This is a genomic window from Psychrobacter urativorans (assembly GCF_001298525.1).
Lineage (GTDB): Bacteria > Pseudomonadota > Gammaproteobacteria > Pseudomonadales > Moraxellaceae > Psychrobacter > Psychrobacter urativorans_A.
The window spans coordinates 2,333,699-2,359,936 of record NZ_CP012678.1; the positions used below are offsets into that span (position 1 = coordinate 2,333,699).

Annotated in this window: 23 protein-coding genes; 12 read left to right on the forward strand and 11 right to left on the reverse strand. The window is 41.7% G+C overall.

Annotation, left to right across the window (positions count from 1 at the left end; all coding sequences use genetic code 11):
* The first annotated feature begins 52 nt into the window (after positions 1-52).
* The 6 genes from AOC03_RS10130 (at position 53) to AOC03_RS10155 (ending at position 5,853) form a co-directional block, all read left to right on the forward strand.
* Entirely contained in the window at positions 53-964 is a 912-nt protein-coding gene (locus AOC03_RS10130) for a DUF1365 domain-containing protein (protein WP_084785840.1), read from the forward strand.
* 147 nt (positions 965-1,111) lie between these two features.
* Positions 1,112-1,654 (forward strand): GlcG/HbpS family heme-binding protein, encoded by a 543-nt coding sequence (locus AOC03_RS10135; protein ID WP_062535660.1) that lies wholly within the window; start codon positions 1,112-1,114, stop codon positions 1,652-1,654.
* A gap of 162 nt (positions 1,655-1,816) precedes the next feature.
* Entirely contained in the window at positions 1,817-3,265 is a 1,449-nt protein-coding gene (locus AOC03_RS10140; protein WP_062535662.1) for an SAM-dependent methyltransferase, read from the forward strand.
* 149 nt (positions 3,266-3,414) lie between these two features.
* A complete protein-coding gene (locus tag AOC03_RS10145; RefSeq protein ID WP_062535665.1) occupies positions 3,415-3,825 on the forward strand; it encodes a DUF2177 family protein in 411 nt (136 codons plus the stop codon).
* 178 nt (positions 3,826-4,003) lie between these two features.
* On the forward strand, positions 4,004-4,549 hold the full coding sequence (locus AOC03_RS10150; RefSeq protein ID WP_062535667.1) for an acyl-CoA thioesterase: 546 nt from the start codon (positions 4,004-4,006) through the stop codon (positions 4,547-4,549).
* A 203-nt stretch (positions 4,550-4,752) separates the two neighbouring features.
* Complete coding sequence (locus AOC03_RS10155; RefSeq protein ID WP_062535669.1) at positions 4,753-5,853, forward strand: cation diffusion facilitator family transporter; 1,101 nt, start codon at positions 4,753-4,755, stop codon at positions 5,851-5,853.
* A gap of 182 nt (positions 5,854-6,035) precedes the next feature.
* Here the strand turns inward: AOC03_RS10155 and dps are convergent, their stop codons facing one another.
* Together dps and AOC03_RS10165 are read right to left on the reverse strand one after the other, a co-directional pair.
* Positions 6,036-6,518, reverse strand: a complete 483-nt coding sequence (gene dps, locus AOC03_RS10160; protein ID WP_062535670.1) for a DNA starvation/stationary phase protection protein Dps — start codon at positions 6,516-6,518, stop codon at positions 6,036-6,038.
* A 305-nt stretch (positions 6,519-6,823) separates the two neighbouring features.
* Entirely contained in the window at positions 6,824-7,243 is a 420-nt protein-coding gene (locus AOC03_RS10165; protein ID WP_062535672.1) for a GFA family protein, read from the reverse strand.
* A gap of 161 nt (positions 7,244-7,404) precedes the next feature.
* Here AOC03_RS10165 and uvrB point away from each other — a divergent pair, with 161 nt between their 5' ends.
* Positions 7,405-9,516 carry an excinuclease ABC subunit UvrB gene (gene uvrB, locus AOC03_RS10170; RefSeq protein WP_062535674.1) on the forward strand — a complete coding sequence of 704 codons (2,112 nt, stop codon included), beginning with the start codon at positions 7,405-7,407 and terminating at the stop codon, positions 9,514-9,516.
* 76 nt (positions 9,517-9,592) lie between these two features.
* Here uvrB and AOC03_RS10175 read toward each other — a convergent pair whose 3' ends face one another.
* On the reverse strand, positions 9,593-10,165 hold the full coding sequence (locus AOC03_RS10175) for a hypothetical protein (RefSeq protein WP_062535675.1): 573 nt from the start codon (positions 10,163-10,165) through the stop codon (positions 9,593-9,595).
* Positions 10,166-10,395: 230 nt separating this feature from the next.
* Between AOC03_RS10175 and AOC03_RS10180 the strand changes: the two genes are divergently transcribed.
* Positions 10,396-10,770, forward strand: coding sequence for a hypothetical protein (locus tag AOC03_RS10180; protein WP_062535677.1), 375 nt, complete (start codon positions 10,396-10,398; stop codon positions 10,768-10,770).
* 130 nt (positions 10,771-10,900) lie between these two features.
* Here AOC03_RS10180 and AOC03_RS10185 read toward each other — a convergent pair whose 3' ends face one another.
* On the reverse strand, positions 10,901-11,287 hold the full coding sequence (locus AOC03_RS10185; protein WP_062535679.1) for a hypothetical protein: 387 nt from the start codon (positions 11,285-11,287) through the stop codon (positions 10,901-10,903).
* 288 nt (positions 11,288-11,575) lie between these two features.
* On the opposite strand from AOC03_RS10185, the gene AOC03_RS10190 reads away from it, so the two are divergent.
* Positions 11,576-12,556: a hypothetical protein gene (locus AOC03_RS10190; protein ID WP_062535681.1), complete on the forward strand. Its 981-nt coding sequence runs from the start codon at positions 11,576-11,578 to the stop codon at positions 12,554-12,556.
* A 199-nt stretch (positions 12,557-12,755) separates the two neighbouring features.
* Here AOC03_RS10190 and AOC03_RS10195 read toward each other — a convergent pair whose 3' ends face one another.
* Entirely contained in the window at positions 12,756-13,271 is a 516-nt protein-coding gene (locus tag AOC03_RS10195; RefSeq protein ID WP_062535682.1) for a hypothetical protein, read from the reverse strand.
* Between the two features lie 335 nt (positions 13,272-13,606).
* Between AOC03_RS10195 and recJ the strand changes: the two genes are divergently transcribed.
* Positions 13,607-15,433 (forward strand): single-stranded-DNA-specific exonuclease RecJ, encoded by a 1,827-nt coding sequence (recJ, locus tag AOC03_RS10200; protein WP_062535685.1) that lies wholly within the window; start codon positions 13,607-13,609, stop codon positions 15,431-15,433.
* Between the two features lie 86 nt (positions 15,434-15,519).
* On the opposite strand, the gene AOC03_RS10205 is transcribed toward recJ, so the two are convergent.
* The 6 genes from AOC03_RS10205 to lipA form a co-directional block, all read right to left on the reverse strand.
* On the reverse strand, positions 15,520-16,359 hold the full coding sequence (locus AOC03_RS10205; protein WP_227514231.1) for a trimeric intracellular cation channel family protein: 840 nt from the start codon (positions 16,357-16,359) through the stop codon (positions 15,520-15,522).
* 196 nt (positions 16,360-16,555) lie between these two features.
* Entirely contained in the window at positions 16,556-17,659 is a 1,104-nt protein-coding gene (locus tag AOC03_RS10210; RefSeq protein WP_062535688.1) for a multidrug resistance efflux transporter family protein, read from the reverse strand.
* Positions 17,660-17,709: 50 nt separating this feature from the next.
* Positions 17,710-18,444, reverse strand: coding sequence for a 7-carboxy-7-deazaguanine synthase QueE (gene queE / locus AOC03_RS10215; protein WP_062535690.1), 735 nt, complete (start codon positions 18,442-18,444; stop codon positions 17,710-17,712).
* A gap of 273 nt (positions 18,445-18,717) precedes the next feature.
* The gene (dapD, locus tag AOC03_RS10220) at positions 18,718-19,539 is read right to left on the reverse strand and encodes a 2,3,4,5-tetrahydropyridine-2,6-dicarboxylate N-succinyltransferase (protein ID WP_062535691.1); all 822 of its coding nucleotides are present in this window, start codon (positions 19,537-19,539) and stop codon (positions 18,718-18,720) included.
* Between the two features lie 76 nt (positions 19,540-19,615).
* Entirely contained in the window at positions 19,616-20,545 is a 930-nt protein-coding gene (locus AOC03_RS10225) for an alpha/beta fold hydrolase (protein WP_062535693.1), read from the reverse strand.
* A gap of 555 nt (positions 20,546-21,100) precedes the next feature.
* Entirely contained in the window at positions 21,101-22,147 is a 1,047-nt protein-coding gene (lipA, locus tag AOC03_RS10230; protein WP_062535695.1) for a lipoyl synthase, read from the reverse strand.
* Between the two features lie 793 nt (positions 22,148-22,940).
* Here lipA and acnB point away from each other — a divergent pair.
* A complete protein-coding gene (gene acnB, locus AOC03_RS10235; RefSeq protein WP_062535698.1) occupies positions 22,941-25,544 on the forward strand; it encodes a bifunctional aconitate hydratase 2/2-methylisocitrate dehydratase in 2,604 nt (867 codons plus the stop codon).
* A gap of 183 nt (positions 25,545-25,727) precedes the next feature.
* On the forward strand, positions 25,728-26,171 hold the full coding sequence (locus AOC03_RS10240; protein WP_084785841.1) for a DUF805 domain-containing protein: 444 nt from the start codon (positions 25,728-25,730) through the stop codon (positions 26,169-26,171).
* Positions 26,172-26,238: the final 67 nt, after the last annotated feature.

A 26,238-nucleotide genomic window follows, 5' to 3' on the forward strand; every position in this document is an offset into this window, starting at 1 on the left:
GAATCACTGGTTAAATGAATAGATAAATGACGTGATAAATAAAGAGAGCCTTATGTCTACCATTCCTAGCTCGTCTGACTCTACATTACCGAACGTATTACCTCATCCTATACCGCACCAGCTGTTTCAAGGGACGACATGGCACAGTCGTTTGCTACCCAGTGTGAATAAGTTTGCTTATCCGTACCGTTATTGGGGTGTCAATATTAGCGCTTTAGCGGCAGGGCTGTCGTTACCAGAGGTTACGACAGCATCGTTTAGTAACAGTAAATTATTTAAAAAAGGGTTGCCGTTATTTTCAGCACAGCATAAAGCGTTACAGAAGTTTTGTGCCGATGATTACTTAATTGATGCTCAACGTTCAGAAAAAGCGGTGGACGACGATTTCGTAGCACTTGAACAGCGGTTACGACAGACATTTATAAAACAGACGGGTAGCGCTCCGTTAGGCGATATGATAGGGATGATGGTCTGCCGTAATGCGGGCATTTATTTTAGTCCGGTGAATTTTTATTTAGGTTTTGATATCGATAATGTGCCGACTCATATTTTGGCAGAAGTCTCTAATACGCCATGGGATAAGCGCCATTATTATGGATTTTTATTGAATGGCGCGGATACTGAATTCTGCCACGATAAAGATTTTCATGTCTCACCGTTCAATCCTATTGATCAGCAATATCGCTGGCAAGTTTCAATAAAAAATCAGCCAGATAACTGTTTGCAGGTTCGTATTGCGATTAATATCAGTGACGCACGTGGAGAAGTATTAAAAACGGGTATAAAAATGACTGGCGTACCGATGACTGACCATACTATTCGCCATAGTTTACGTAACAATCCACTGATGAATATCACTTCGCTTACTCGTATTTATTGGCACGCTTTTAAGCTCTATGCCATTAAGAAAGTGCCTTATATTAATTATGATGAAAAGTTGGCAGACAGTCAGCAGCAAAAATGACCTCAATAACAATTTGTTAGTAGGACTTACAACGTTTACATTTTTGATAAATTAAATTTAACAATTATAAGCTATTATTTGCATGTTAATTGACAGTAATTTATAGCAACCTTGCTCATAGCAGTGGCTTATTTTTTAAGGGTTTTTATGTTATCAATCTCAAAGTCAGTATCAAAAGCAGCATTTGCCCTTGCCATTATCGTAGGTAGCACGTCCGTTATGGCAGCTCCATCAGCGGTTAAGCCTAGTCTGGTATTACAACAGCCTAACGTGTCACTGACGCTTGCCAATCAGCTCATCGACGCTACAATGGGTGCGTGTCATGCAGAAGGTAAATCTGCGGTCGTTGCGGTTGTTGATCGTGCGGGTAACCTTATTGCGCTACAGCGTGATGATAGCGTAGGTCCTCACAATACGGATGCCGCTATTCGTAAAGCATATACTGCACTGTCTACCAAAACGCCTTCACGCCTATTAGCAAACAATGCCCGTGCTAATCCAGACTCAAATAACTTGAACACCGTACACGACTTATTACTTATTGGTGGCGGTGTGCCATTAAAATTCGGTAATGATGTGATAGGCGCTATTGCCGTTGGTGGTTCAGGCGGTGCTATGCAAGATGAAAGCTGTGCGCTAAAAGGTATTGAAAAAGTAATGCCGACACAAATATTGATGCCTAAGAAGTAAATAGTATGAACGTGGAGTATGTTTGGTATTTAAAAATTAAATATCAAATGTGCTTTAGACGTTATCTAATATGACGTTATCTATTATTGTAGTGACAACTATAGTAATGACAATCTTCTTTTTTAAAAGAATCTGCTCATTTGCCACAAGGATGATAAGACGATGCCAGCACGCCCAACCGACCGCACGCCAACCTCAACCTTAGAGAAAATCACTGCGCGACTGAGTCAAGTGGTCAATGATACCACTGTGCTAAAACCGATTAGCCAAGGTGTCAATCATTTAGCCAGAAAGGTAGTATTTCGTGCGCTCAGCCATTTACAGTTTGGAAGTTTGACGTTAATTGAAGACTTCGATGCAGAGAAGCCAAATAGTCAAACCTTTGGGCAAAAACAGGCTGGTAATTCAACTGATATTTCTACTTTAGCTGCCAGCAGCTCCGCAGTAGGGCGACATGCGCTCGATGTGACGCTCAACATTCATGATAGCAACGTCTACCGTCAGCTATTATTTGGCGGCTCAATTGCGCTTGCGGATAGCTATATTAATGGTGAGTGGGATACTAATGATTTAACGGGATTTATACGACTGGCGGCACGTAATTTAGCCGTACTTAATCAGTTAGAAAGTCGTTTTGCACGTATGAGCAAGACCTTTGAGAAAACCAAGCATCAATTACGCAGTAACGATCATACTGGCGCGAAGTCCAATATTCTAGCGCATTATGATTTAGGTAATGCGATGTATGAGCGCTTTTTAGACCCGACGATGATGTATTCCTCAGCGGTTTATCCAACACCTGATACCTCTCTTGCACAAGCGCAGCAGCATAAGTTGGCGCTTATTTGTCAGCGTTTACAGCTTAAAGCCGAAGACCATGTGCTTGAGATTGGTACAGGTTGGGGCGGCTTTGCTGTTTATGCTGCCAAGCATTATGGCTGTCACGTGACCACTACCACCATTTCAGACGCTCAGTATCAAGAAGCACAACGCCGTGTGGAAGCGTCAGGTCTGACCGATAATATTACGTTACTCAAGCAGGATTACCGCAAGCTAACAGGGCAGTATGATAAGTTAGTCAGTATTGAAATGATTGAAGCGGTCGGGCATGAATTTCTACCAACGTTTTTTGCCAAATGTAATGATTTACTTAAACCCACAGGCTTGATGGTGCTACAAGCCATTACTTTTAATGACCAAAACTATCATGATTATGTGGACTCAGTTGATTTTATTCAGACGCATATTTTCCCCGGAGGCTGTCTGTTGTCCAATCAAGAGCTGAACACACAGTTCACTGAACAGACTGATATGGTCATTAAGCAGCTGCATGATTATGGTTTTGATTATGCCTATACCTTGCGAGATTGGCGAGCAGCGTTTATGTCGCAGCGACAAGAGATTAAGGCGTTAGGTTATGATGAAGCGTTTATTCGCTTATGGGAGTTTTATTTCTGTTATTGCGAAGGTGGTTTTTTAGAACGTACGATTGGCGTGGTACAAGTAACAGCGGTGAAGCCGAATAATATTGATACGCTACATTTTTCTGATTTACCAGCGCAAGATGAGGATAGTGAACGTGCACCTACAAATGTTGCTAAGTGCGCTTAAGTTAAAGACTTTCTTTCTTCTTTAGGTGATGATATTTAAGTAATGACAAGTGCATAACAATGAGCAAATAATTGTTATAAAATCATATTAACGTACAAGTAAAAACTGGCGACAGCCATAAAGCATACCATCATAAAAAGGATATTATTATGGGCTATGTATTTATTTACCTTACTGCCGTTGTCATATTTTTGGGTATTGATTCGGTTTGGCTGACTACCATGAAAGGCGCATTTTATGAGGCGCGTATCGGTCATTTACTTGCTGATAAACCTAATATGGCTGCCGCTGGCGTATTTTATCTGTTTTACCTGTTTGCATTATGTGTCCTCATTTTATATCCACAAATCAAAGCACAGGCATCCATTGGGCATATCTTTTTATTGGGTGGGCTGATTGGTCTGATGGCATATGGGACGTATGACTTTACCAACTTGGCATTGTATAAAGGCTTTACGCTCGATACCGCATTGGTAGATTTTGCATGGGGTGGCTTATTAACCGGTTCAGTCAGCGCGATGGTTGCGTGGCTGGCATATCGCTTTCATTGGTTAGGTTAAAGGTTAGGTTAACTTTTATTCCTACTTATCGATTTAACTTATGAATAGCATTGTATTAATGGAATATATACTTGCCGTTAAGAAAAACTATTTAAGCATCCTGAATATGCGCTACACTAAATCTGTGCTATCTTAAATAGCGCACCAACAATGGATGTTTATAATAGTAAGGATTGCTATGCCTCAAGATAATACCTCTTCAACTGCCAAAAAAGCCCCCTTAAATCACGAACTATATATGTCGGTACTGATGACGCCTGATATGGCAAACTTCATCGGTAATGTTCATGGTGGCGACTTGCTTAAAATGCTTGACCAAGTCGCTTACGCGTGTGCCAGTCGTTATAGCGGTAGCTATGTCGTGACGCTATCGGTTGACCAAGTGATGTTCCGCGAGCCTATTTATGTCGGCGAACTGGTCACCTTTGCTGCCAGTGTCAATTATGTGGGCAGAACGTCGATGGAAATCGGTATCCGTGTAGAGGCAGAAGACGTGCGCGCGCGTACGATTCGCCATACCAACAGCTGCTATTTTACTATGGTTGCGATTGATGATAATGGTAAACCGACGCCCATTCCACCACTTGAGCTGAAGACACCGATGCAGAAATGTCGTTCTGACGCGGCGATAGAGCGTAAACGCCTACATATGGAAAACTCAAGCCGCCCCAGCTGTGATATCTCCACCATGGTCGGTGAACTAGAATCAACCCATGAAGATTAATCCAAAAAAAATAGCATTTAATCAATAAATTGCTCATATTCTAAACAACGACTCACTAAAAAGTTACTGATACTTTTACAAACTTATTTTAAGCTAATGTATCTTTCAACTTAACTAATAGTACATTTAGAGTAACGGTATTCACCAGCCGCAGTTACTTTAAGCCATAGTTACTCTAATGGCACTGTTTAAATGAGTTCATCATGAGCCTAAAACCATCTATTGCTAAGCCCACCACCCAGCTAACGGCTCCGCCTCATGCTCAAAGTCTTCCGCGTGCGCGCGGTGCAGGCATATCTCCTATGTCTCATGTTAATGATGACAGCGTAAATATTCCTAATAATAGTAATTCCACACCTGAAAATAATAAAAAACCTTCAAGCTCGCTCACTACAGTATTAATCGCTGTTGGTGCAAACTTACTGATTGCCATTGCTAAAACAGTGGGCGCTGTGATGACGGGTTCTGCGTCTATGATTGCAGAAGCAGCGCACTCTTGGGCAGATGCGGGTAACGGTACATTACTGATTGTCGCTGAGAAGAAATCGATAAAACCTGCGGATAGAAGCCATCCACTAGGTTATGGCAAAGAGTCCTATGTGTGGTCGATGATAGCGGCATTTGGCGTCTTTATGGCTGGCTCAATTGTCTCCATTTATACCGGTGTGACAGAGTGGAACGCCGCTGAAACTGAGACCGATTACACCATTGGCTTTGTCATTTTGGCGGTCGCCTTTGTGCTTGAGGGCTTGTCATTAATGCAAGCTTATCGAGAAAGCAAAAAGCATGGCGAGGTGCTGAATATTAGTGCACTTGGTTATGTGATTGATACTTCTAACCCTACGTTGCGCGGAGTATTTTTTGAAGATTTAGCGGCGGTCATTGGCTTGGTGATTGCTGCCACTGCGATGGGTATGCATGCGTATACTGGCGAGCCGTTTTGGGATGCGCTCGGTTCTATTGTGGTGGGATTATTATTAGGTGCTGTGGCAATCTTCTTAATCAGCCGTAACCGTGATTTTCTGGTTGGGCATAAAGTATCGGAGAAAATGCACCATTATGTGCTGGGTGAGCTGCTGGCACATGCCGATATTGAGAGCGTGTCATATCTGCATTTAGAGTGGGTAGGACCCAAAAAGATATTTATGGTGGCAGCGGTCGATATTACTGGTAACCAACAAGAAAACGATATTGCCCAAACATTTGAAGATATCGAAAATCAATTCCGTGCCAATCCGATATTTCAAGAAGCTATTTTAACCTTATCAGTGCCCAATGCGCCGGTGCTCAAGCTTAATACTTAATAGCCAAGGTTTAAAAGTAAGTGGTTGAGTTCCTATTTTTCAACAGCTACTTTTAAATACTATCAGGTAGAAATAACGCATAAAAAACAGGTAGAACGAACGCATAAAAAAGGTCACCAACTAGTTATTACTAATCGGTGACCTTTTTTTAATTTCTATTTAGATTTTACTTAATATAAAACTTATTTTTTTGGCGCATTAGCACCGATGAACCAAGCATCTTTATCAACAATACGGCTCACTTCAGTCAATAAGTCAGCGGTATCTTCATCACCAGCGTCACCAGCAGCATCAATGCCTTCACGTAATGATGCAGCAATGGTTTTATAACGGTTGGTGAGCTCACGGATATGCTGCTCAACATCAGTGATATCAGTAGGATAAGTTTCTAAAATAGAATCTTCAACTACGCGTTTAGAGATACCATTGGCTTTACCACCAAGAATAACAATGCGTTCAGCGACGGTATCAAATGCTTCAGTTAAGCGAGCATACGTAGCATCTAATAGCTGATGAACCCCAATAAAGCCAGTGCCTTGAAGATTCCAATGGCATTGTTTACTATCCATACTTAAATCAATCAAATTTGCTAAATTAGCATTAAGCAAATCAATCATTTTTTGTGCGGTTGCGTCATCTATACCACTTGCGTAACGTTCTCTCATATTTTTACTCCATTATTAGATTTTATTTTATTGAGTTTAAAACTTATTGGTAAGTATATTTATCACGCATGTTTTCACTATTTAGACTCGTACTAAAAAATCATAATAGCCATCGCGCTTCTATATTCTTAATTAATTCACTATCGATAATAACAGCTTAAATAAGATATTGAACCCCTGACCGTTAGGCTTTATAGAGTGGTCGTGTAACAACTTTGTTAACCATGAAAAGCTTTGTAAACCTAATGACCAATCTATGCAAATTTGATGAATATTTTTAATAAAATAGTCATTTTTAGAGTTTCTTATTCTTCAGGTTGAATACCTTTTTCTTTAAATTTATCGAACAGTTGTTGTTGGGTTAGATTAGTTGTGTCATTGGCAAAAGCATAATAATCCGGCTTTTTATCAATGAAAATTTGGCTCTCAAAGGTCAAGTTAGGGTTATCTTGAAAAAGTCCTAGTGATAGCACGTAGGTCTCAGAACCGAGCTGATGATAATACAAATTCGTGCCGCATTTATGACAAAAGGCGCGCTCTGCCCACGCTGAGGATGGGTAGACTGTCATTGATTCTTCACCTTGAATATTAGGCTTTGAGTGACTGTGTATCGCCATCAATGGTCCGCTGCCCCAACGGCGACACATGGTGCAATGACAGGCTTCAAAAGTATTAATGTCTTCTAATTCAATCGTCACGTTACCGCATAGACAATGACCTTTCATAATTCGTTCCTTGATTAATTGTCTTTGGACTATACCTGATTTTTTGAGATTTTTATTGCGTGTTTTTGCATCCATTTGTAGTGGTTTAACACGATAAATGACCTTTAAAAATAATGGTTTAGCCCCATATTATTAAAAACCTTAAGAAGAAGAAAGCCATTATGCGTATGCCCGAACCGCGCTCATCGCGTCAGTTAAATCAATTGGCCACCCAGCTGCAAGGCGAAGCTGAAATCAGTGGCGTGAATGCGTCCGGCACGCAAATAGCCAGTCGTGCCTTTGAGATGGTTACTGAGTTTGAGCCAGCAGGCGATCAGCCACAGGCGATTGCAAAATTAGTAAAAGGCATCAATGCTGGCATGGACGAGCAATTATTGCTTGGGGTGACGGGCTCTGGTAAGACCTATACCATGGCAAAGGTCATCGCTGAAACTCAACGTCCAACGATTATTATGGCGCATAATAAAACGCTTGCCGCGCAGTTATATGGCGAGTTTAAAGCGTTTTTCCCTAATAATGCGGTTGAGTATTTCGTCAGCTATTATGACTATTATCAGCCAGAAGCTTATGTGGCGGCGAGCGATACTTTTATCGAAAAAGACAGTGCCATTAATGATCATATTGACCAAATGCGTTTGTCCGCCACGCGGGCATTATTAGAGCGCCGTGATGCCATTATTGTCGCATCTGTATCCTGTATTTACGGTTTGGGCGACCCTGAAAGTTATCTAAAAATGCTATTACATATCGTGGTGGGCGATAAAGTCGATCGTACTGCCGTGATTAAGCGTTTGGTTGAAATGCAATATATGCGTAATGAGCTGGACTTTGGGCGCGGAACTTATCGCTTGCGTGGTGAGATATTAGATATCTATCCGGCTGAGTCCGAACAGCTTGCGGTGCGCGTGCACATGTTCGATGATGAAGTGGAGAAAATCTCTTGGTTTGATCCATTAACGGGCAAAACTGTACGTAGCGTGCCGAGAATTACCATTTATCCAAAATCGCATTATGTGACGCCACGTAATAAGTTAGAGGCGGCAACGCACACCATTCGTGCTGAGCTTGAGCCACGTTTAGAATATTTCCGTGAAAACAATAAGCTGGTTGAGGCGCAACGACTTAAAGAGCGTACCCAGTATGACCTTGAAATGATTCAGCAGCTTGGCTACTGTAACGGTATCGAAAACTACTCGCAGCACCTCTCCGGTCGCCCATCAGGGGAAGCGCCGCCAACCTTGTTTGATTATATTCCAGAAGATGCCTTATTGTTCCTTGATGAATCGCACGTGACGGTGTCGCAAATTGGTGCGATGTATAAAGGCGATAGATCGCGGAAAGAGAACTTGGTCAATTACGGTTTCCGTTTGCCAAGTGCGATGAATAACCGCCCGATGAAGTTTGAAGAGTGGGAACGTATCAAGCCTAAAACTATCTATGTCAGTGCCACCCCTGCGTTATATGAGCTTGAGCATAGCGAACAAGTGGTTGAGCAAGTCGTGCGTCCAACGGGCTTGATTGACCCTGAGATTGAGATTCGTCCCGTCTTAACGCAAGTCGATGATGTGTTGTCGGAGATTACCATACGCAGTGCCAAAGATGAGCGTGTTTTGATTACTACTTTGACCAAGCGTATGTCAGAGGATTTGACCAGTTATCTTAAAGAATACAATGTCAAAGTCGCTTATCTGCATTCCGATATTGATACCCTTGAGCGTATGCAAATTATCCATGAGCTGCGTACTGGCGTATATGATGTGTTGGTCGGGATTAACTTGCTACGTGAAGGTCTTGATTTGCCCGAAGTGTCATTGGTGGCGATATTTGATGCGGATAAAGAGGGCTTTTTGCGTTCGGAGCGCGCTTTGATTCAGACGATTGGTCGTGCGGCACGTCATATTAACGGTAAAGCTATTCTCTATGCCGACCGTATCACCAACAGCATGCAAAAAGCGATTGATGAAACCGATCGTCGCCGCGAAAAACAAGTCGCTTTTAACCTTGAGCATAACATCACACCAAAAGGCGCGCGCCGTAATGTCACGGATAAAATCGATACTGGTGAAGATTTGGACGCTAATGATAATCAAGCGATTCCTGTCAAAAGCAACTTGCCTGATGTTGATATCAGCATCTTACGCAGTCCTGACTTATTGGCGAAAGAAATCAATCGTCTTGAGAAGTTGATGAAGCAATTTTCACGTGACTTGAAGTTTGAGGATGCCGCAAAAACGCGCGATAAAGTGTTGGGGTTAAAGGCGCATTTGATTTAGAAGTTGAAAGGTAGAGTTTAAAAGAGTAGGGCGGGTTAGCGGATAGTTAACTCGCTTTTTTTGCTTAATAAATATATTAAAGCTGATTCGATCTTTTAAATAGTTCTGCTCTGAACTTACCTAGCTGTACTGTCCATTCACAACACAAATCATGAAGTTGGTGCGCTAATGGACGACAACATTCAGGAGTGAAAAAGTAGTTACCTTCACCAAGGTCAGTATTTGTGTATTCCAAAAAATTTCCATGGCAAAGATTGTGTCTTATTCGAACGATTTCCACATCTGTTTTATTTGGTCTTTTAGAGTTTAAGTTTTTTAAAAATAGCTTTTCTTCTGGGAAGGCTAGAGCTTCTATAGGCAGTCCATTGTTTTGAGCTACTAGCAACAGACTATTACTTAGAGTAGATATGTTATCAAGATCCATCACTATGCATGGTTTTTTAATTTGAGCCATAGTTATCCTAAGTGAAGCTTCAATACCATTTACAAAGCTCGTGCAAGCTGGTAAATAAAGCTCAGAATCCAGTGCTGAAAGTGCTTGGGTAAATAACCAATGCACATCAGCACCTAAGTCATGGTGCAAGAAAAAAGACTTTCTTTCATATTCGTTACGTATTTCTTGAAGATAAGATTCTTCTTCACTCATCATTTTATATACTCCTTTAACTGTCTTTACATTTTAGAAAAGAGTATTTTCAGTAAATGCTATCTTATTATAATACTTATTAGAATAATATAATTTCCAATCTCAAACATCCCTTTACATTTTACATCTTAAATAAAACGCCCTGTTTATATAGGATAGAGACATAAAGCAGGGTAGCGATGCGCGCCGTGCTGAATGCATCATTATAAAAAATTAAACTTTAAGGATGGATTATGTTTGATATCAAAGCATTATTAAAACGTGGCGTAGAAAAAGAACTGCTCGATGTAGATGACTATATTTTTATGCCGGAGAGTGTAAAAATGGTGGTTGAAGAAGGTGATTTAAACTGTGTACTCAATAGTGATGGTCGAGTCAATATATTCTATACGAAGCACGGGGTCACGGACGTCAGATCTGCGGCGCGTAAGCATCCGTTTACTACGTTTGAAAGAGAGCTGGAGCACGGGATTTATGACGACATTATCGATGATTTAGTCTCAGAGGTGAACAAGGTTATCGATGGTAGATCTAAATATTTTACCAATATCATTTTACCTTCATCAGGCTCTTTACATATAGACTCAAATGCATTTAAAACAGACTAAAACTAATTTTTTAGATATCTTTGTGTGATATCTGATCTTTGTAAATATCGATAATATGAAAACATAAGAAAAGGTGCGTTATGCTCAAATAACGCACCTTTTTTATTCTATAAATTTAATCAATAGCTATTTACTTTAACATAGTGCTGTAGCAACTTTGTAAAGTGTTAGCGATGACTTTAGTCGCTAGTTGTACTCTATATTTAGAGTCTATAGCTGCATTGCCCAGCTCAACAAGAGTCACTTGTTGCGGTGCTTGCTCACTGACGCAGCCACAAACTTTGCTTTTTGCCGCCTCTTGTTGATTCTCATTCATAGCGATACTAACGATGCGCCAAGCAGGTTGCTTTTCAATCTCATAACGGCATTGGTTGTCGATAACCGTTTTTAATACATTCATCCCAATATTGTTTGCGGTACCAACAGCAGTGCCAGTATTGGTGTCAGTGCCTGTTGACGCGCAGCCAGATAAAGCAAATGTCGCAAGCAGTGCAGTAGAAATTAATAATTTTTTCATGGTTCAATCCTGTAATGTTTTTTTAAGATTAGCTGAAAGTCGTGTCTATAAGTAATCAGTATTGTGCGTTTTGGTTTACTGACAATAACGTGCGATTATTACATATTTTTAGAACATTGACTTAATTCATGTTGAAGATGGACGAAATAGAGAGGTTCTGAGCCCATTTTTTAAGTATTTAGCAACCTATCTCAAATACGCTTAATCTGTTTACCCATCTCTGTACTCATGCTATTTTAAGGCTAAACTTTAATAGTTACTGGGGCGTGTATGTTCCGATATTATTTTATGCTATCTACGCTCTTGTTGGGAACGTTGGGTATCAGCTCGGGGGCGTTTGCTGCTGAAATCAAAATACCTAAAGCGTTGATTATTGAGTTGGTAGAGGAGCGTTGCTCACTGCCTAAGCCAAACCCTAGAGTCAGAGCTGATCTTGAGTATGAGTGTTCTGATAAATATGAATATGCTGATGGTGACGAGCAGAGCATGAATTATAGCCTGCGATTATTGCCGTTGATAGCACAAGACTTTAATAAGGACGGTATTCAAGATTTGGCGCTTGAGATTGAGTCTTCGGGTCCATTGGGTGGCAGTGTCTATACCAATAGTGCGATTCATTATTTGATATTGGATAACAAGCAAAAGATAGTAAAAGACCATGAGATATTACTATATGCGCCATTTAGTGAGCACATTGTTGAGTATAGCATTGTAGGTAAAAATATTAATTATCAGGCAATACCAAATTATCGTAGCCATCCTGAGGCTTATGAAGATGGGTCGCCGATAGACCCACCACTTGAGTTTGCCGTGAATTGGGTAAATGGTGTCCCTATCAGTACTTATTATCGAGACAACTGCCGATTGGCTGGTATTAAAAATAAAACCCTGCTAAAACTCACGCGCGGCGTCTCTCGTGATATCGACATTGATATGCATGAATATACACAAGTCATCACTGAAAAGGCGCAGATAAATAAACTACAAGTAACGGCTACTTTGGACGGATGTGATACCAGTAACGTCATCTATGATATTAAGCCGATAGCAGGTCAATCGTTGCCTGTGTTAGCGGATGTCTTAACGGCGCTTATTCCTGTCGTTCACCATGATGGGCAGCTGAAAGCATTATTGAAACTTGATAAACGCTCGCAGTTAAAGTTTGGCGATAGATTTGCGTTATACGATGATTGGGTAGCAATGGTTCACGTTGATAGAAAAAGTAAGATGCCTACTATGCGAATTATTATCGAGCAAAAAGTTGATTGAGAAAAGGGTATAGCTATTAATCACTGATAAGCGGTTTAATCGTCGTATTGTTAAATATGATTATTAAACCGCTTTTTATCATTAGTATAATCAAGTCATATAAAGGCTAAAAAATCAGCCAAGAAAGAATCTTGGCTGATTGGGTGTTGAGTTGGATACTGAATTGGATGTTAAGATTAAGACGAATGGGTAACTATCATTACACGTTTTTGCCATGTTGTTTTTGCTGAATATCTTTCGCTAATTTATAGCATTCTTCGATATGGTCAACGGCAATTTTCTTAAAAATCATATAACCCATCGTCGCGGCAACCAGTTGTCCACCAAGCGGGATAAATTTAGTCACTTGCTTCGCTGCAATACGACCACCAAATCCTTGAATGGTTTTTTTGACAATACCACGCGTTGCCATCAAACCTGCAAAATCAACGGTGCGATTTTTGAGCTCTTTCCAGTGTACTTCACGCGATTCTAAATCAATTGCCGATTCACGACCTTCAATCAGACCAAAGCGTTCACTGATATCAGGCAGCAGTTGGGTTAACATACCGGCATCAACGGCAACATCGAAGAATGGCACAGGGATAACTGCCACACCAGCGGAATATTTGGCGCGTTTTTTGACCAACGCCAGACATTCTTGTTTGACTTGTTCTAAATCTAAACTTGGATCGATGGTATTTGGGATTTTTTCAGCAGCGGGCGTGGTGTGCATAATAGTAACCTTATAAAGATATCAATAGGGAATAAATAGAATAGTCATGGAATAAATAGTCAGTTTGACGATTAGTTATCATTCTATGGATTTATCGCCTGCATGCAATCATAGCTTTGTATCAAAATACAAAAAATGCCGTCTCTATGCATCGTTTTTGTAAACAGAAACTAAGCAAAAGTAATAAGCAAGAGTAATAAGTAAGCATAATAAAGGATATGGACAAAGTAATGATAAAATCCTGCACTATTGTTACGACACCATATGTCGCATGGTGGACGATGGTAGCATAGATAGCTATTGTGACCGCCTACCAAAGCCAGTAGAATACTGACATGCTAAATTTAACCCCCCGATATACCGGCACTCGCATTGACGAGTTGCCCGCCGCATTGCAACCGCTTGCTGCCCAATCATTGACCCTAGCGCGCCTCTATGCAGGACGCGGCATTAACGACCCTGACGAGCTAGAAACTGGACTGGCGGGTTTGTTGCCCGCTGAGATGCTGCATGGTGTTAGTGAAGCGGTGCGTTTGTTAGATGATGCCATTGATAAAAATGCGCGTATCCTTATTGTTGGCGATTTTGATTGTGATGGTGCGACCAGTACGGCTTTGATGATGCGCGCTTTGACCGCTATGGGTGCACAAGTCGATTTTTTAGTGCCCGACCGTTTTAAATATGGTTATGGTTTAACCCCTGAAATTGTTGAGCTGGGCATTGCGACTTATCAGCCGCAGATGATTGTGACCGTTGATAATGGTATCTCTAGCCATGAAGGCGTGGCACGGGCGCAAGCTGATGGCATCACGGTCATTATCACTGATCATCATCTTACCACCAAGCCTGTACCGCCTGCCGAAGCCGTGGTCAATCCCAATCAGCAACACTGCGACTTTAGCAGTAAAGCACTGGTAGGCGTGGGCGTGGCATTTTATGTGCTCGGGCGCTTAGCAAAACTGCGCCGTGAAGCTGGCAAGTCAACGGTACAGGTCAGTCAATATTTGGACTTAGTGGCGCTCGGTACGATTGCCGATGTCGGTATTTTGGATAAAAACAATCGTATCTTGGTACATCATGGTCTACAAGCCATTCGTCAAGGGCGCTGCTGCCTAGGCATTTTGGCGCTCCTTGAGCAAGCCGGACGCGACCCGAAACAGTTGCAGGCGCAAGATTTTGGTTTTATCTTGGGTCCCCGTATTAATGCGGCAGGGCGGATGGATAATATGCGCATTGGTATCGAGTGTTTACTCACCGAAGATTGGAGCGAGGCGCAACGTTTGGCACATGAGCTTGAGCAGCTCAATCGCAATCGTCGCCAAGTTGAAGGCGAGATGCGTAGCCAAGCCGATGATATTATCGAGACGTTAAATGCTGCTAATAATAGTAGTGATTTAGCAGACAATGATAGTAGCCTGATTAATGACGAAAATGACGCGCAAAATGGGGTCGACAATGTTGATAACAGCAAGCGCAGTATTGTGCTATATCGAGATGACTGGCATCAAGGCGTAATCGGTATCGTGGCTGGGCGTTTAAAAGAGCGTCATTACCGTCCTAGTATTGTTTTTGCGCCAGCCGATGTTGAATGCACAGGTGACGAAGATGCGATTAAAGGCTCGGCACGCTCGATTGCTGGCGTGCATATTCGTGATGCCATTGAGCAAGTGGCGGAGCAACATCCTGATTTAATCACTCATTTTGGCGGGCATGCGATGGCAGCAGGGTTGACCATCAAGCGTGGCAATTTTGAGGCATTTGTTGACGCGTTTAATGACGTGGTAGCAAAGCTGGAAGATGATATCTTTACTGAGCAAAAATTCACCGATGGTGCATTACAAGCTACAGATTTTAGCCTATGGTTTGCCGAGCATTTAACCGATGCGAGCATTTGGGGACATGGATTTGCGCCACCGATATTTGACGGTGTCTTTGAAGTATTGAGTTTTAAAGTGTTAAAAGACAAACATTTAAAATTATCGCTGCGTTACTCCGATGTGCAATATCCGATTGATGCTATTTGTTTTAATTATGACAGCAGTGTCTGGGATTACCGTGCAGAAAAAGTACACCTGTTATTTCAGCTGGATATCAATGAGTGGAATGGTAAACAAAGCTTGCAACTTATGGTTAAGGATTTGGCAGTGGTTGCTGATACTTAAAAGTTGATGTTTACCATCATTTTTAGCAAAGAACAGGGCGTTAATCTGACTGATTAACGCCCTGTTCTTTGCTGGTTTTTAATGTATTACAGGTTTGGTTTTTTTACTAAACTGATATCTAAACTGATATCTGGAAAATGCCAATCATAACGTACTGCCATCATTCGAATCACAAAGATGGTCATCATCGTTACTGCTTCTTTTATCCAAGGCGTCACGCCCATACCTTCTAGGACAAAATACAATATTCCGCCAATAATCGCCGCAGTGACATAAATCTCACGCTGTAATACTAGCGGAATCTCGTTACACAGCATGTCACGAATCACGCCACCAAACAAAATATTCAATACGCCAAGTAAGATACAAATGGGGATATTAGCGCCCATTTCTTGTGCCACTTGAATACCAATTAAAGTAAAAATCGCCAGCGCCATGCCGTCAAATAACTTTAATAAACCATCGACATGGCTTGATTTTGGATTGCAAAATATCTGAAAGCCCACCGAAGTAATGGTGATAATCAGTAAATAATTCATGTTTATCATCCAAAATAACGGATAGCGATCCAAAATAATATCACGTGCCGTCGGACCGCTAATCGCAGCAATTATCGCCACTAAAATACAGCCAAACATATCGAAGTTTTTATGTTTAGCAATCACCGTTCCCGACACACTACACGCAAAGATACCAAACATCTCCAGCCAAAACATAAAGGAAGTCGGCTCAAATCGGGTCACAAAATCCGTAGTCAGAACCGCTGGTGGGTGAACGGCAGTTGTGACTGGAATGGGCGGTGCAGCAGCGCCAAGCGTGAGACTGGTTGATATAGGCGACAAGAATAGATCGAAAGACTTGCCAAATAAAGCCTGACAGCAGGCGTTAAACCACGCATAAATATTGACACTGATAATACTGATCATAATGGTTCACATAAAAAAACACTGAAGTGGCTAAGAGTTTAGCCAACCCAGCGAATGGAGGGAGAATGCCAAGCAAAACGCAGTGCAATTACCGACACTACAGAGATGACGCCAAGCATAATAAATTTAATGGTGTAAATCTAGCTCAATGGGTAAACAATAGATAAGGCATAACAGCTAATGCATAAGCACTTGACTAACCGTCTTTAGCAAACAGTATTAGCCCCAGTATAATCAGCCCAATACCGAATAAGCCCATTGCTGAAGGCACCACATTACCGAGTAAGAATATGCCACCGATGAGGGCAAATATGACTTCACTGGCTTGCGTCGAATCGACGCCCGCAACTTCGCTAGAGGTTTGTGCTTTTTCACGCGCATATAAAAAGATACTGGTCGCACCAACGCCTGCCAATAAGGCAACGAGAAGGGTATTGAAAACTTGCGAGGAGCTTGGCAATTCAGGACGCACTATAATGCCTAAAATTAGCCAAAATGGCAAACTGCCAAGCGACATTAACCAGACTTTATTAAAGGCGTTTTGCAGTAAATCAGTTTCTATAGCCGGAATGCGTGCAATTAGCTTTTGGAGCATGGATTTATGTTGAATCGAAGCTTGGGGTAAGGTGCTGATTGTGCTAGCAATATTAATAATGGTATTAATATTGCTAGAGTCTATAGCATTATCGTCACGCGCTTTTTGTAACGCTGCACTATGTTTGCGCGAGTTGTAGGATACTTGCCATACCAACTGATTACCAATTGGATAGCTAAATGCCGCAATCAAGGCAGGCAGGGCACCATATAACAGCATTTCTGTCATCGGTGTAGATTGAACGTCAATCACGCTTGCGGCGTCTAAGCCTTCACTGACATTGACCAATATCACGCCAATAAAAACCAATAGCGCGTATAAGATGAACTTTTTATCAAAACGTTGCCCAAAGGCGAGCAGTACCAGCAAGCTTGTAACCACAGTAAACATAAAAGTAGCGGCAACGACCCAACCAGCCACATGGTCGCCTGCATAGCAAATGCCGGTATAAAATAACCCAAAGCCGATACCACCGGTCACGCACCAAAAGCCCCAATGCGCACGAAATAGTGCCCATAGCTCATTAATCCGACCAGCGCCTTGCTGTAGGGCAATAATAACGGTCAACATCAGCCACATAAAGAGATAACGCAGACTGGCTGACCAAAACCAATGCCCGCCTGCCGAACTCATCAGCTCATTTAAAATAAACGTCGAGCTAAATAAAGCACCTGCTAATAAGCCCAATAAAATGAGTTTGACCATCCTTGTGTCCTTACTGTTTTCTTTACGATTTGGCTTAAATGTGCGCCGAGCTATTTACCTTTTGCATCTGCCCAAATGATTTTGTGCAGCTGTAATTGAAAGCGGACGGGCAGCGCATCTGCAAGCATCCATTCGGCAAGTTCACGCGCTAATACGGGCACCTCTGGACTGTTATCGTTTAAGGTGTCATCTTGTGCGACATTAAACATTGGTGAAAACCAAACTGTCCCAACCAATTTATCGAGATTATGCTCAAACAATTTCGACTTTGCCCAGTCATAATCAGTACGGTTCATAATGACAAATTTAATTTGGTCGTGCTGAGTCAGGTAATTAAGGTTTGACCATAAGTTTTTGTCTACTTCCCCTGAGCTTGGGGTTTTTAAATCCATGACTTTGCTGACCGTTGTCGGGACATTTTCGACCGTCAGTGCGCCTGCGGTTTCGAGAGAAATCTCATAACCATCAGCCAGTAAGCGTTTCATTAGCTCAATCGCATTTGGTTGCGCTAATGGCTCACCGCCCGTTAAGCAAATACGTTTGCAGGGGAAATTGGCAATGGTTGCCATAATCGCCTCAAGTGACTGACGCTCGCCACCTGTAAAAGCGTATTCAGTATCACAGTACACGCAGCGCAGCGGACAGCCCGTTAAACGTACAAATATCGTCGGCAAGCCTGAAGTAATGGCTTCACCTTGCAAGGAATAAAAAATCTCGGTCAGGCGTAAACCTGCTTCAGGATCAGTGACAGGAATAGCGGATGTGCGTAGCGATGGCTTAGTCATAACAATGTCAATATCAAATAAAAGAATGGGATAATCAGAATAGCTTTACTGATAAAAAAGAAAAATAGTGCTACAGCTAATTAATAGCGTTAGGTGTATTTATACTAATTTCTGTAAAAAATGCATAAAAAGGTTATAAGCAAAGGATTATAACGCACAGTGCTCGACGACGCTGTACTAAATTAAAAGTATAAAAAAGATGCTAAAGAATATCTTCAGCACCTTTCTTTTAACCGTTATTTTATGAGCTATTGCTGGGTTAATAATTACCCTTTAGGCTAAACGTAATAACTCATTGACGGATGTTTTAGCACGGGTTTGCGCATCGACTTTTTTCACGATAATCGCCGCATATAAGCTGTGCGTCCCATCTTCAGACGGTAAGCTGCCCGGTACAACGACTGAACCGGCTGGCACGCGACCACGATGAATTTCGCCTGTTTCGCGATCATAAATACGGGTAGATTGACCAATATAAACCCCCATCGAAATGACAGCGCCTTCTTCAACAATTACACCTTCAACGATTTCAGAACGCGCTCCGATAAAGCAGTTGTCTTCAATAATGGTTGGATTGGCTTGTAATGGCTCTAATACGCCACCGATACCAACGCCACCTGATAGATGCACGTTTTTACCGATTTGGGCACATGAGCCAACCGTCGCCCACGTATCAATCATCGCACCTTGGTCGACATACGCACCGATATTCACATAAGACGGCATTAGTACCGCACCGGCGGCGATATATGAGCCTTTACGAGCAACCGCTGGTGGCACAACGCGTACGCCTGCTGCTTTAAATTGCGCTTCGGTCCAATCAGCAAATTTAGTCGGTACTTTGTCATAAAACTGTACGTGTTCACCCGCTGGCATGACGTAATTGTCATTGAGACGGAAAGACAGTAACACCGCCTTTTTCGCCCATTGATTCACCACCCATTCGCCCTCTTTTTTCTCAGCAACACGTAAGCTGCCGTTATCAAGCTGTTCAAGGACTTGATTGATAGCGTCGCGGACGTCCTGTGGCATCGTACTTGGGCTATATTCATTGCGATTTTCAAAAGCCTGTTCGATAACTTGTTGTAATGACATAAAATTATCCTAAAAGATAAAGAGTGAAGAGTAGTGGATTGCTATTTTAGCTAATATTAGGAAACCACATCAGCCGTTACGAACTTAAAGTCCGCATCCAATGTAAAATATCATAATAGACCGCGCTATGATGTTGTTCATGTAAGGGCTCATGACGCATATTAGGATAGAGACGCATATTTATATTGCTAAATTTTTGTTTGCGCAATTTATTGACCACACGGCGAATACCTTGACCCATATCTCCTATCGGATCGTTTTTACCACTCACAAACAGCATGGGAAAATCTTTCGCAATGGTGGTCGCCCATCGTTTATGCAGACCCGCTTGCATCAAGACAAACAAGGTCATAAAGCCGTTATTAGTAAACTCAAAACCTGCTAATGGGTCAGCTTCATAGGCTTCAATGTTCGCGATATCTTCACTCAACCAAGCAAATTTAGAGGTTGAAATACGAGTATTAAGCTTGGCATTCAGGCGTTTATTGATGAATTCGGCAAATAGCGTGTTCGGCTTTTTAGGCGCCTTTTTTGCTAGCATCTTATTAATTGGAATCAATACTTTTACCAATGGATTGGCGTCGGATGTGCCCATCAAGATAGCACCTGCAAATTCTTGAGCATGATGCTTCAGCACAGTGCGCACAATAAATGAGCCCATTGAATGCCCTAGTATAAAATGCGGTACATTAGGATGACGCGCCTTTAACGCATCGGACATGATAATCACGTCTTTGAGTAACGACTGCACAGGATGCTCATCACCGAAAAATCCCAACTCATTAGGTGTTTTAATCGTCTGACCGTGTCCAAGCTGATCATAAGTCGCTACAGCAATGCCATGATCAGCCAAGAACTGCGCAAAATCGGCATAGCGTCCGCTGTGTTCTGCCATACCATGGACAATCAACAGCGTTGCTTTGGTATCGTTATCTTTCGGTTCAAAAAAAGTATGATGCAAATAATGGGTATGATCGGAAGACGTAATGTGCTCAGGGTGACTCATAAGCGGTTCCTTAAATTAAAATAGCGCTAAAAGTTGAACATCTACTAATAGTTGTGGCGCTATTATAACGCTGTTATGGTGTGAGACGCTGATAAATAGTTTCACCTGCTTTGATTGTAGGGATGATTTTATTTACTTCTATTATTAAGGTGTGCGTATTTGTAAGTAGAGTTTATTTAAAATGACCAGATCCGCCATTTTACATTGTATACGCGATACTTTACGTTGTTCTGAAAAATATTCACAAATACGTGGTGATCGCTTTAAGCGTATTCTAGTATCAATGCCATTTAGATCAATGACATTTCTTTTATAACTCCATGATGTAGCGTTAATGATAGCTATTTAAAAGTATACATTTATAAGCAAGCGGTTATAGTAGCTATTACTCATGCAAGTTATTAACTATGTAAGCTATTAATCATAGATGATATTCATAAATTTTATTGCTATCAATAAAAACAAAAAAAGAGGTCAATGATGACCTCTTTTTTAATGATTAAATATTCGTAATAAATGACGACGATTTATGACAAATCATGTCTTTTTTAACCCTTAGCAGCCCAATTTACCTTCAGCAATCAGTGCCTTCTGACTACGGATAGGTGCTGGGCAATCTTCACCATAGAATTGACGGTCAGCAAAGTAGCTTGAACGCACCATTGGACCTGCCCAAATATTAAAGAAGCCCAGTTTTTTGCCATATTCCATATAACGCTCGAACTCGTCAGGATGGACATAACGGTCAACGGGCGCGTGGTTTTTACTGGGTTGCAAATATTGACCAACGGTAATCATATCGACATCATGCGCTTTTAAATCATCAAGTAAAGCGTAAATTTCTTCTTCCGTTTCACCCAAGCCCACCATAAAGCCACATTTGGTCGCAATATCAGGACGACGTTCTTTATAGATTTTGAGTAAGTCTAAAGAATGCTGATAATCAGAACCGGGACGGAATGCTTTATATAAACGTGGCACAGTTTCAATGTTATGGTTAAACACGTCAGGCGCGGTCTCGGTTAATAAATCTAACGCGATATCCATACGTCCACGGAAATCAGGAACTAAGATTTCGATTAAACAATTTGGGCTCAGCGCACGTGATTCATTCAATACTTCAACAAAATGTGCCGCACCACCGTCTTTTAAATCATCACGGTCAACAGAGGTAATAACCGCATATTTTAGTTTAAGACCTAAAATAGTTTCGGCGGTATGGCGCGGCTCATCTTTATCTAACTCATTCGGGCGACCATGACCCACGTCGCAGAACGGGCAACGACGCGTACAGATATCACCCATAATCATAAAGGTTGCCGTACCATCAGAGAAGCACTGCGCCAAGTTCGGGCAGGCGGCTTCTTCGCAAACGGTGTAAAGCTTTTGTTCACGCAGCTTGGCTTTGATACGCGCCACTTCTGCCGGTGAGGACAGCTTCACACGAATCCAGTCAGGCTTTTTCTTGGCCTCGACCGTTGGAATCACTTTAATTGGGATACGTGCAACTTTATCGTAACCACGTAGTTTTTCGCCTTGGATGGCTTTTTTTGGTTTGGCTTTGGCAGCCGGAACGTAGGTTTGTACCGCTATTGAGCTCATAGACTAATCCTAAACCCTAATTACCCTAAGTGGTTATAAGATAAGGGTTTTGTTTGTTATTTAATGACAATGGAATGGAATAATAATAGATTGATTATAGCAAAAATTATGTTTTTTTTCATCCCGTAATAGTAATTCTCAGGCGTATCTATAAACGAGATGACATCAATGACGCTTCACGAAGAATATGCAAAGTAAATGTTGTCTGTTTTTGCTGTTTGTGTTTAAGGTGAGCGAGAAATATAAAGATAAGCTGAGCAATACGTAAGCTTAACAGTGTTCAAGCTTACTCATACACGGATAACTGGCATTTATAATGCTTGGTTTTGTAATGACTGGTTTTCTAACGACTATTCTTTATAGTAAAAGCTAAGACCTAAAAAATAATAGTGCTAAGCACTGCAATAGCACAGTCCATTGTGCACATTGTGCGATAGTGAGGTCTTAAGGCGTATTGGTAGCCATATTGTGTCTAATTTAACAGAAAATGACCAAAAAAACACGGTGAAATTAACTGAATGCTACTATTAACCTTATCAATGCACTTTATCAATATGTTTTATAATGATTTAGCGATAACTAAAAGTTTACTTATAGTAATCTGCGCTGAAAAATACCTCCCATTTTTATAATAAATGTTGGCTATGCGCCGGATTTCACAATAGGGTCATTAACATCTAAGTTGATTTAAGCTATATTGTTTAAGTGTAATTACTTAATACAGCGCACCGATGCAGGCAGTCATACTGACCACTCACGTGGTGTGCTGAACCAACCGACGAGGACGACTATTGTGTTAGAAGCTTATCGTAAACATGTCGCAGAACGTGCTGAGCAAGGAACTGTACCGCTTCCACTGAATGAGAAGCAAGTTGCAGATTTGGTTGAGCTACTAAAAAATCCTCCAGCGGGCGAAGATGCGTTCTTGGTAGACTTATTAGAAAATCGTATTCCTGCCGGTGTTGACCAAGCCGCCTACGTGAAAGCTGCATTTTTAGCGGCTATCGTAAAAGGTGAGGCGCAGTCGTCGTTGGTCAATAAGCAAAAAGCAGTTGAACTATTAGGTACGATGCAAGGTGGCTATAACGTGCAGCCATTGGTTGCTGCATTAGATGATAGCGACGTCGCACAGTACGCTGCTGACGCATTAAAAAAAACCTTACTCGTATTTGATGCGTTCCATGACGTGACTGAAAAAGCAGAAGCGGGTAATGCGATTGCGAAAGAAGTCATTCAATCGTGGGCAGATGCAGAGTGGTTCTTGAGCCGTGATGCTGTACCAGCAAAGACCACTTATACGACATTTAAAGTAACGGGCGAAACCAACACCGATGACTTGTCTCCTGCGCAAGATGCGTGGAGCCGTCCTGATATCCCATTGCACTCATTAGCCATGCACAAAAACTCGCGCGACGGTATTACCGCTGACGTTGAGGGCGTGATTGGTCCGATGAAACAAATTGCAGCGTTAAAAGAAAAAGGTCATCCTTTAGCCTATGTTGGCGACGTAGTCGGTACTGGTTCTAGCCGTAAATCGGCAACCAACTCAGTATTGTGGTTGATGGGCGATGATATTCCTAATGTGCCAAATAAACGTGGTGGCGGTTTAGTATTGGGTAACAATATTGCACCTATCTTCTTTAATACCATGGAAGACTCAGGCGCATTACCTATTGAAAAAGTAGCCGTTGATAACTTAAATATGGGCGATGTCTTTGATATCTATCCGTATGACGGTAAAATCACTAAGCATGATTCTGATGAAGTGCTATCAACCTTTAAACTAAATTCACCAACCTTACTTGATGAAGTTCGTGCCGGTGGTCGTATTCCGTTAATCGTAGGTCGTGGTCTGACCAATCGTGCTCGTGAATATATGGGTTTGGGTCATTCAGACGTTTTTGCCAAGCCAGAAGAGCCAGCCGATACTGGTAAAGGCTTTACCTTAGCGCAAAAAATGGTTGGTAAAGCATGTGGTCTAGCAGGCGTACGTCCGGGTATGTATTGCGAACCAAAAATCACTACCGTTGGCTCGCAAGATACCACTGGTCCAATGACCCGTGATGAGCTAAAAGACTTGGCTTGCCTAGGTTTCCAATCTGACTTAGTATTGCAATCATTCTGTCATACGGCTGCTTATCCAAAGCCAGTGGACATCGAAACTCAGCATACGTTACCTGATTTTATCATGAACCGTGGCGGTGTTAGCTTGCGCCCAGGTGACGGCATTATTCACTCATGGCTGAACCGTATGCTACTTCCAGATACCGTTGGTACTGGTGGTGACTCGCATACTCGTTTCCCAATTGGTATCTCATTCCCAGCCGGTTCTGGCTTGGTAGCGTTTGCGGCGGCGACGGGTGTCATGCCACTGGATATGCCTGAATCTGTCCGTGTCCGTTTCATCGGTGAGCGTCAAAAAGGTATTACCTTACGTGACTTAGTACATGCCATCCCTTATCAAGCGATTAAAGAAGGCTTATTAACCGTTGATAAAAAAGGTAAAATTAACGAGTTTAACGGTCGTATTCTTGAGATTGAAGGTTTAGAAGATTTGACCGCTGAGCAAGCGTTTGAATTGTCTGATGCCTCCGCTGAGCGTAGTGCGGCAGGTTGTACCATTACCTTGTCTGAGAAATCAGTGACAGAATACCTAACTTCAAATATCACCTTGTTAAAATGGATGATTTCAGAAGGTTATGGCGATGCGCGTACCATTAGCCGTCGTATTGAAGGCATGCAAGAATGGTTGGCTAATCCAAGTCTGATGCGTGCTGACGAAGATGCAGAATATACCATCGATATGGTCATCGACATGTCGGAAATTAAAGAGCCGATTCTTTGCTGCCCGAATGATCCAGACGATGCAAAAACCTTAGCTGACGTTGCTGGTGATACCATTGATGAAGTATTCATTGGTTCATGCATGACCAATATTGGTCACTTCCGTGCTGCTGGTAAATTGCTACAAGATGTCCCAGCAGGTAGCTTAAAAACTCGTCTATGGATTGCGCCACCAACCAAAATGGATGCGCGTCAGTTGATGGAAGAAGGTTACTACAACATCTATGCACAAGCGGGCGCTCGTACTGAGATGCCAGGTTGTTCATTATGTATGGGCAACCAAGCACGTATCGCACCGAACTCTACAGCCGTTTCGACGTCAACGCGTAACTTCCCGAACCGCTTAGGACAAGGTGCTGACGTTTATCTAGCCTCTGCTGAGCTGGCTTCGGTTGCTGCGGTATTGGGTAGATTACCAACCAATGAAGAGTATCAACAGTATGCGGGTATGCTCGATAGCATGGGCGAAGAAGTGTACAAATACATGAACTTCGACCGTATGGAAACCTATACTGAAGAAGCAGATAAAATTAACGTCGCTCAATTGGCTTAGTTTTTAAAGTTATAAATTTCTAAAAGTTATAAGTAAGAAAACCCCGTATCGTTATGATGCGGGGTTTTTATTTATAAGTTTAAAATCAGCAGTAAGTATTTGCAAACTTTTATTGAGTGTTATAATAAATTTCGTTAATTAAGTTTGTTAGTTTTGCTTTTAGAGGCTACAAATAGAATATCTATGGAAAATAAAAATATGCTGAATAAAGTAACGCCGCCACCACTACCAAATACTGCCGTTGTTAATAATCATGGTGCTGAAGCAAACTACAGTATCGTTGATTGGTTTAAAAAAGGATTAAGAAATTATACCAATTTCTCTGGGCGTGCCCGTCGTAAAGAGTTTTGGTTTTTTACCCTTGCTCAATTTATTTTAGTATTCATTGCAATGATTTTAGATTCAATAATATTTAATTCAGATACGGGATTGTTTTATGTGTTGGTAGTGCTTGGCTTATTTATACCTAGCCTTTCAGTGACAATTCGTCGGTTACACGATACCAGTCGCTCAGGTTGGTGGTTCTTATTAACCCTTATCCCATTAGTTGGTGCTATATTATTAATTGTATTTCTGGCGAGTGATACTAAAAATGAAACCAATCAATGGGGACCACCTGCGAAGTAAGGCAAAGCTTATTAAGAACAAGCTTTGTAGTCATAGCATTTCTTCAGAATTGTAGTAATAATTCAGA

Excerpts from the sequence above, each read along its gene's own strand:
- uvrB (WP_062535674.1), top strand. The coding sequence starts at position 7,405 with ATGCGTATGCCCGAACCGCGCTCATCGCGTCAGTTAAATCAATTGGCC.
- AOC03_RS10225 (WP_062535693.1), bottom strand. The coding sequence starts at position 20,545 with ATGAGTCACCCTGAGCACATTACGTCTTCCGATCATACCCATTATTTG.
- recJ (WP_062535685.1), top strand. The coding sequence starts at position 13,607 with ATGCTAAATTTAACCCCCCGATATACCGGCACTCGCATTGACGAGTTG.
- AOC03_RS10195 (WP_062535682.1), bottom strand. The coding sequence starts at position 13,271 with ATGCACACCACGCCCGCTGCTGAAAAAATCCCAAATACCATCGATCCA.
- AOC03_RS10240 (WP_084785841.1), top strand. The coding sequence starts at position 25,728 with ATGGAAAATAAAAATATGCTGAATAAAGTAACGCCGCCACCACTACCA.
- AOC03_RS10155 (WP_062535669.1), top strand. The coding sequence starts at position 4,753 with ATGAGCCTAAAACCATCTATTGCTAAGCCCACCACCCAGCTAACGGCT.
- AOC03_RS10190 (WP_062535681.1), top strand. The coding sequence starts at position 11,576 with ATGCTATCTACGCTCTTGTTGGGAACGTTGGGTATCAGCTCGGGGGCG.
- AOC03_RS10145 (WP_062535665.1), top strand. The coding sequence starts at position 3,415 with ATGGGCTATGTATTTATTTACCTTACTGCCGTTGTCATATTTTTGGGT.
- queE (WP_062535690.1), bottom strand. The coding sequence starts at position 18,444 with ATGACTAAGCCATCGCTACGCACATCCGCTATTCCTGTCACTGATCCT.
- AOC03_RS10165 (WP_062535672.1), bottom strand. The coding sequence starts at position 7,243 with ATGAAAGGTCATTGTCTATGCGGTAACGTGACGATTGAATTAGAAGAC.
- dps (WP_062535670.1), bottom strand. The coding sequence starts at position 6,518 with ATGAGAGAACGTTACGCAAGTGGTATAGATGACGCAACCGCACAAAAA.
- AOC03_RS10210 (WP_062535688.1), bottom strand. The coding sequence starts at position 17,659 with ATGGTCAAACTCATTTTATTGGGCTTATTAGCAGGTGCTTTATTTAGC.
- AOC03_RS10185 (WP_062535679.1), bottom strand. The coding sequence starts at position 11,287 with ATGAAAAAATTATTAATTTCTACTGCACTGCTTGCGACATTTGCTTTA.
- AOC03_RS10180 (WP_062535677.1), top strand. The coding sequence starts at position 10,396 with ATGTTTGATATCAAAGCATTATTAAAACGTGGCGTAGAAAAAGAACTG.
- lipA (WP_062535695.1), bottom strand. The coding sequence starts at position 22,147 with ATGAGCTCAATAGCGGTACAAACCTACGTTCCGGCTGCCAAAGCCAAA.
- AOC03_RS10130 (WP_084785840.1), top strand. The coding sequence starts at position 53 with ATGTCTACCATTCCTAGCTCGTCTGACTCTACATTACCGAACGTATTA.
- AOC03_RS10140 (WP_062535662.1), top strand. The coding sequence starts at position 1,817 with ATGCCAGCACGCCCAACCGACCGCACGCCAACCTCAACCTTAGAGAAA.
- AOC03_RS10205 (WP_227514231.1), bottom strand. The coding sequence starts at position 16,359 with ATGATCAGTATTATCAGTGTCAATATTTATGCGTGGTTTAACGCCTGC.
- dapD (WP_062535691.1), bottom strand. The coding sequence starts at position 19,539 with ATGTCATTACAACAAGTTATCGAACAGGCTTTTGAAAATCGCAATGAA.
- AOC03_RS10150 (WP_062535667.1), top strand. The coding sequence starts at position 4,004 with ATGCCTCAAGATAATACCTCTTCAACTGCCAAAAAAGCCCCCTTAAAT.
- AOC03_RS10135 (WP_062535660.1), top strand. The coding sequence starts at position 1,112 with ATGTTATCAATCTCAAAGTCAGTATCAAAAGCAGCATTTGCCCTTGCC.
- AOC03_RS10175 (WP_062535675.1), bottom strand. The coding sequence starts at position 10,165 with ATGATGAGTGAAGAAGAATCTTATCTTCAAGAAATACGTAACGAATAT.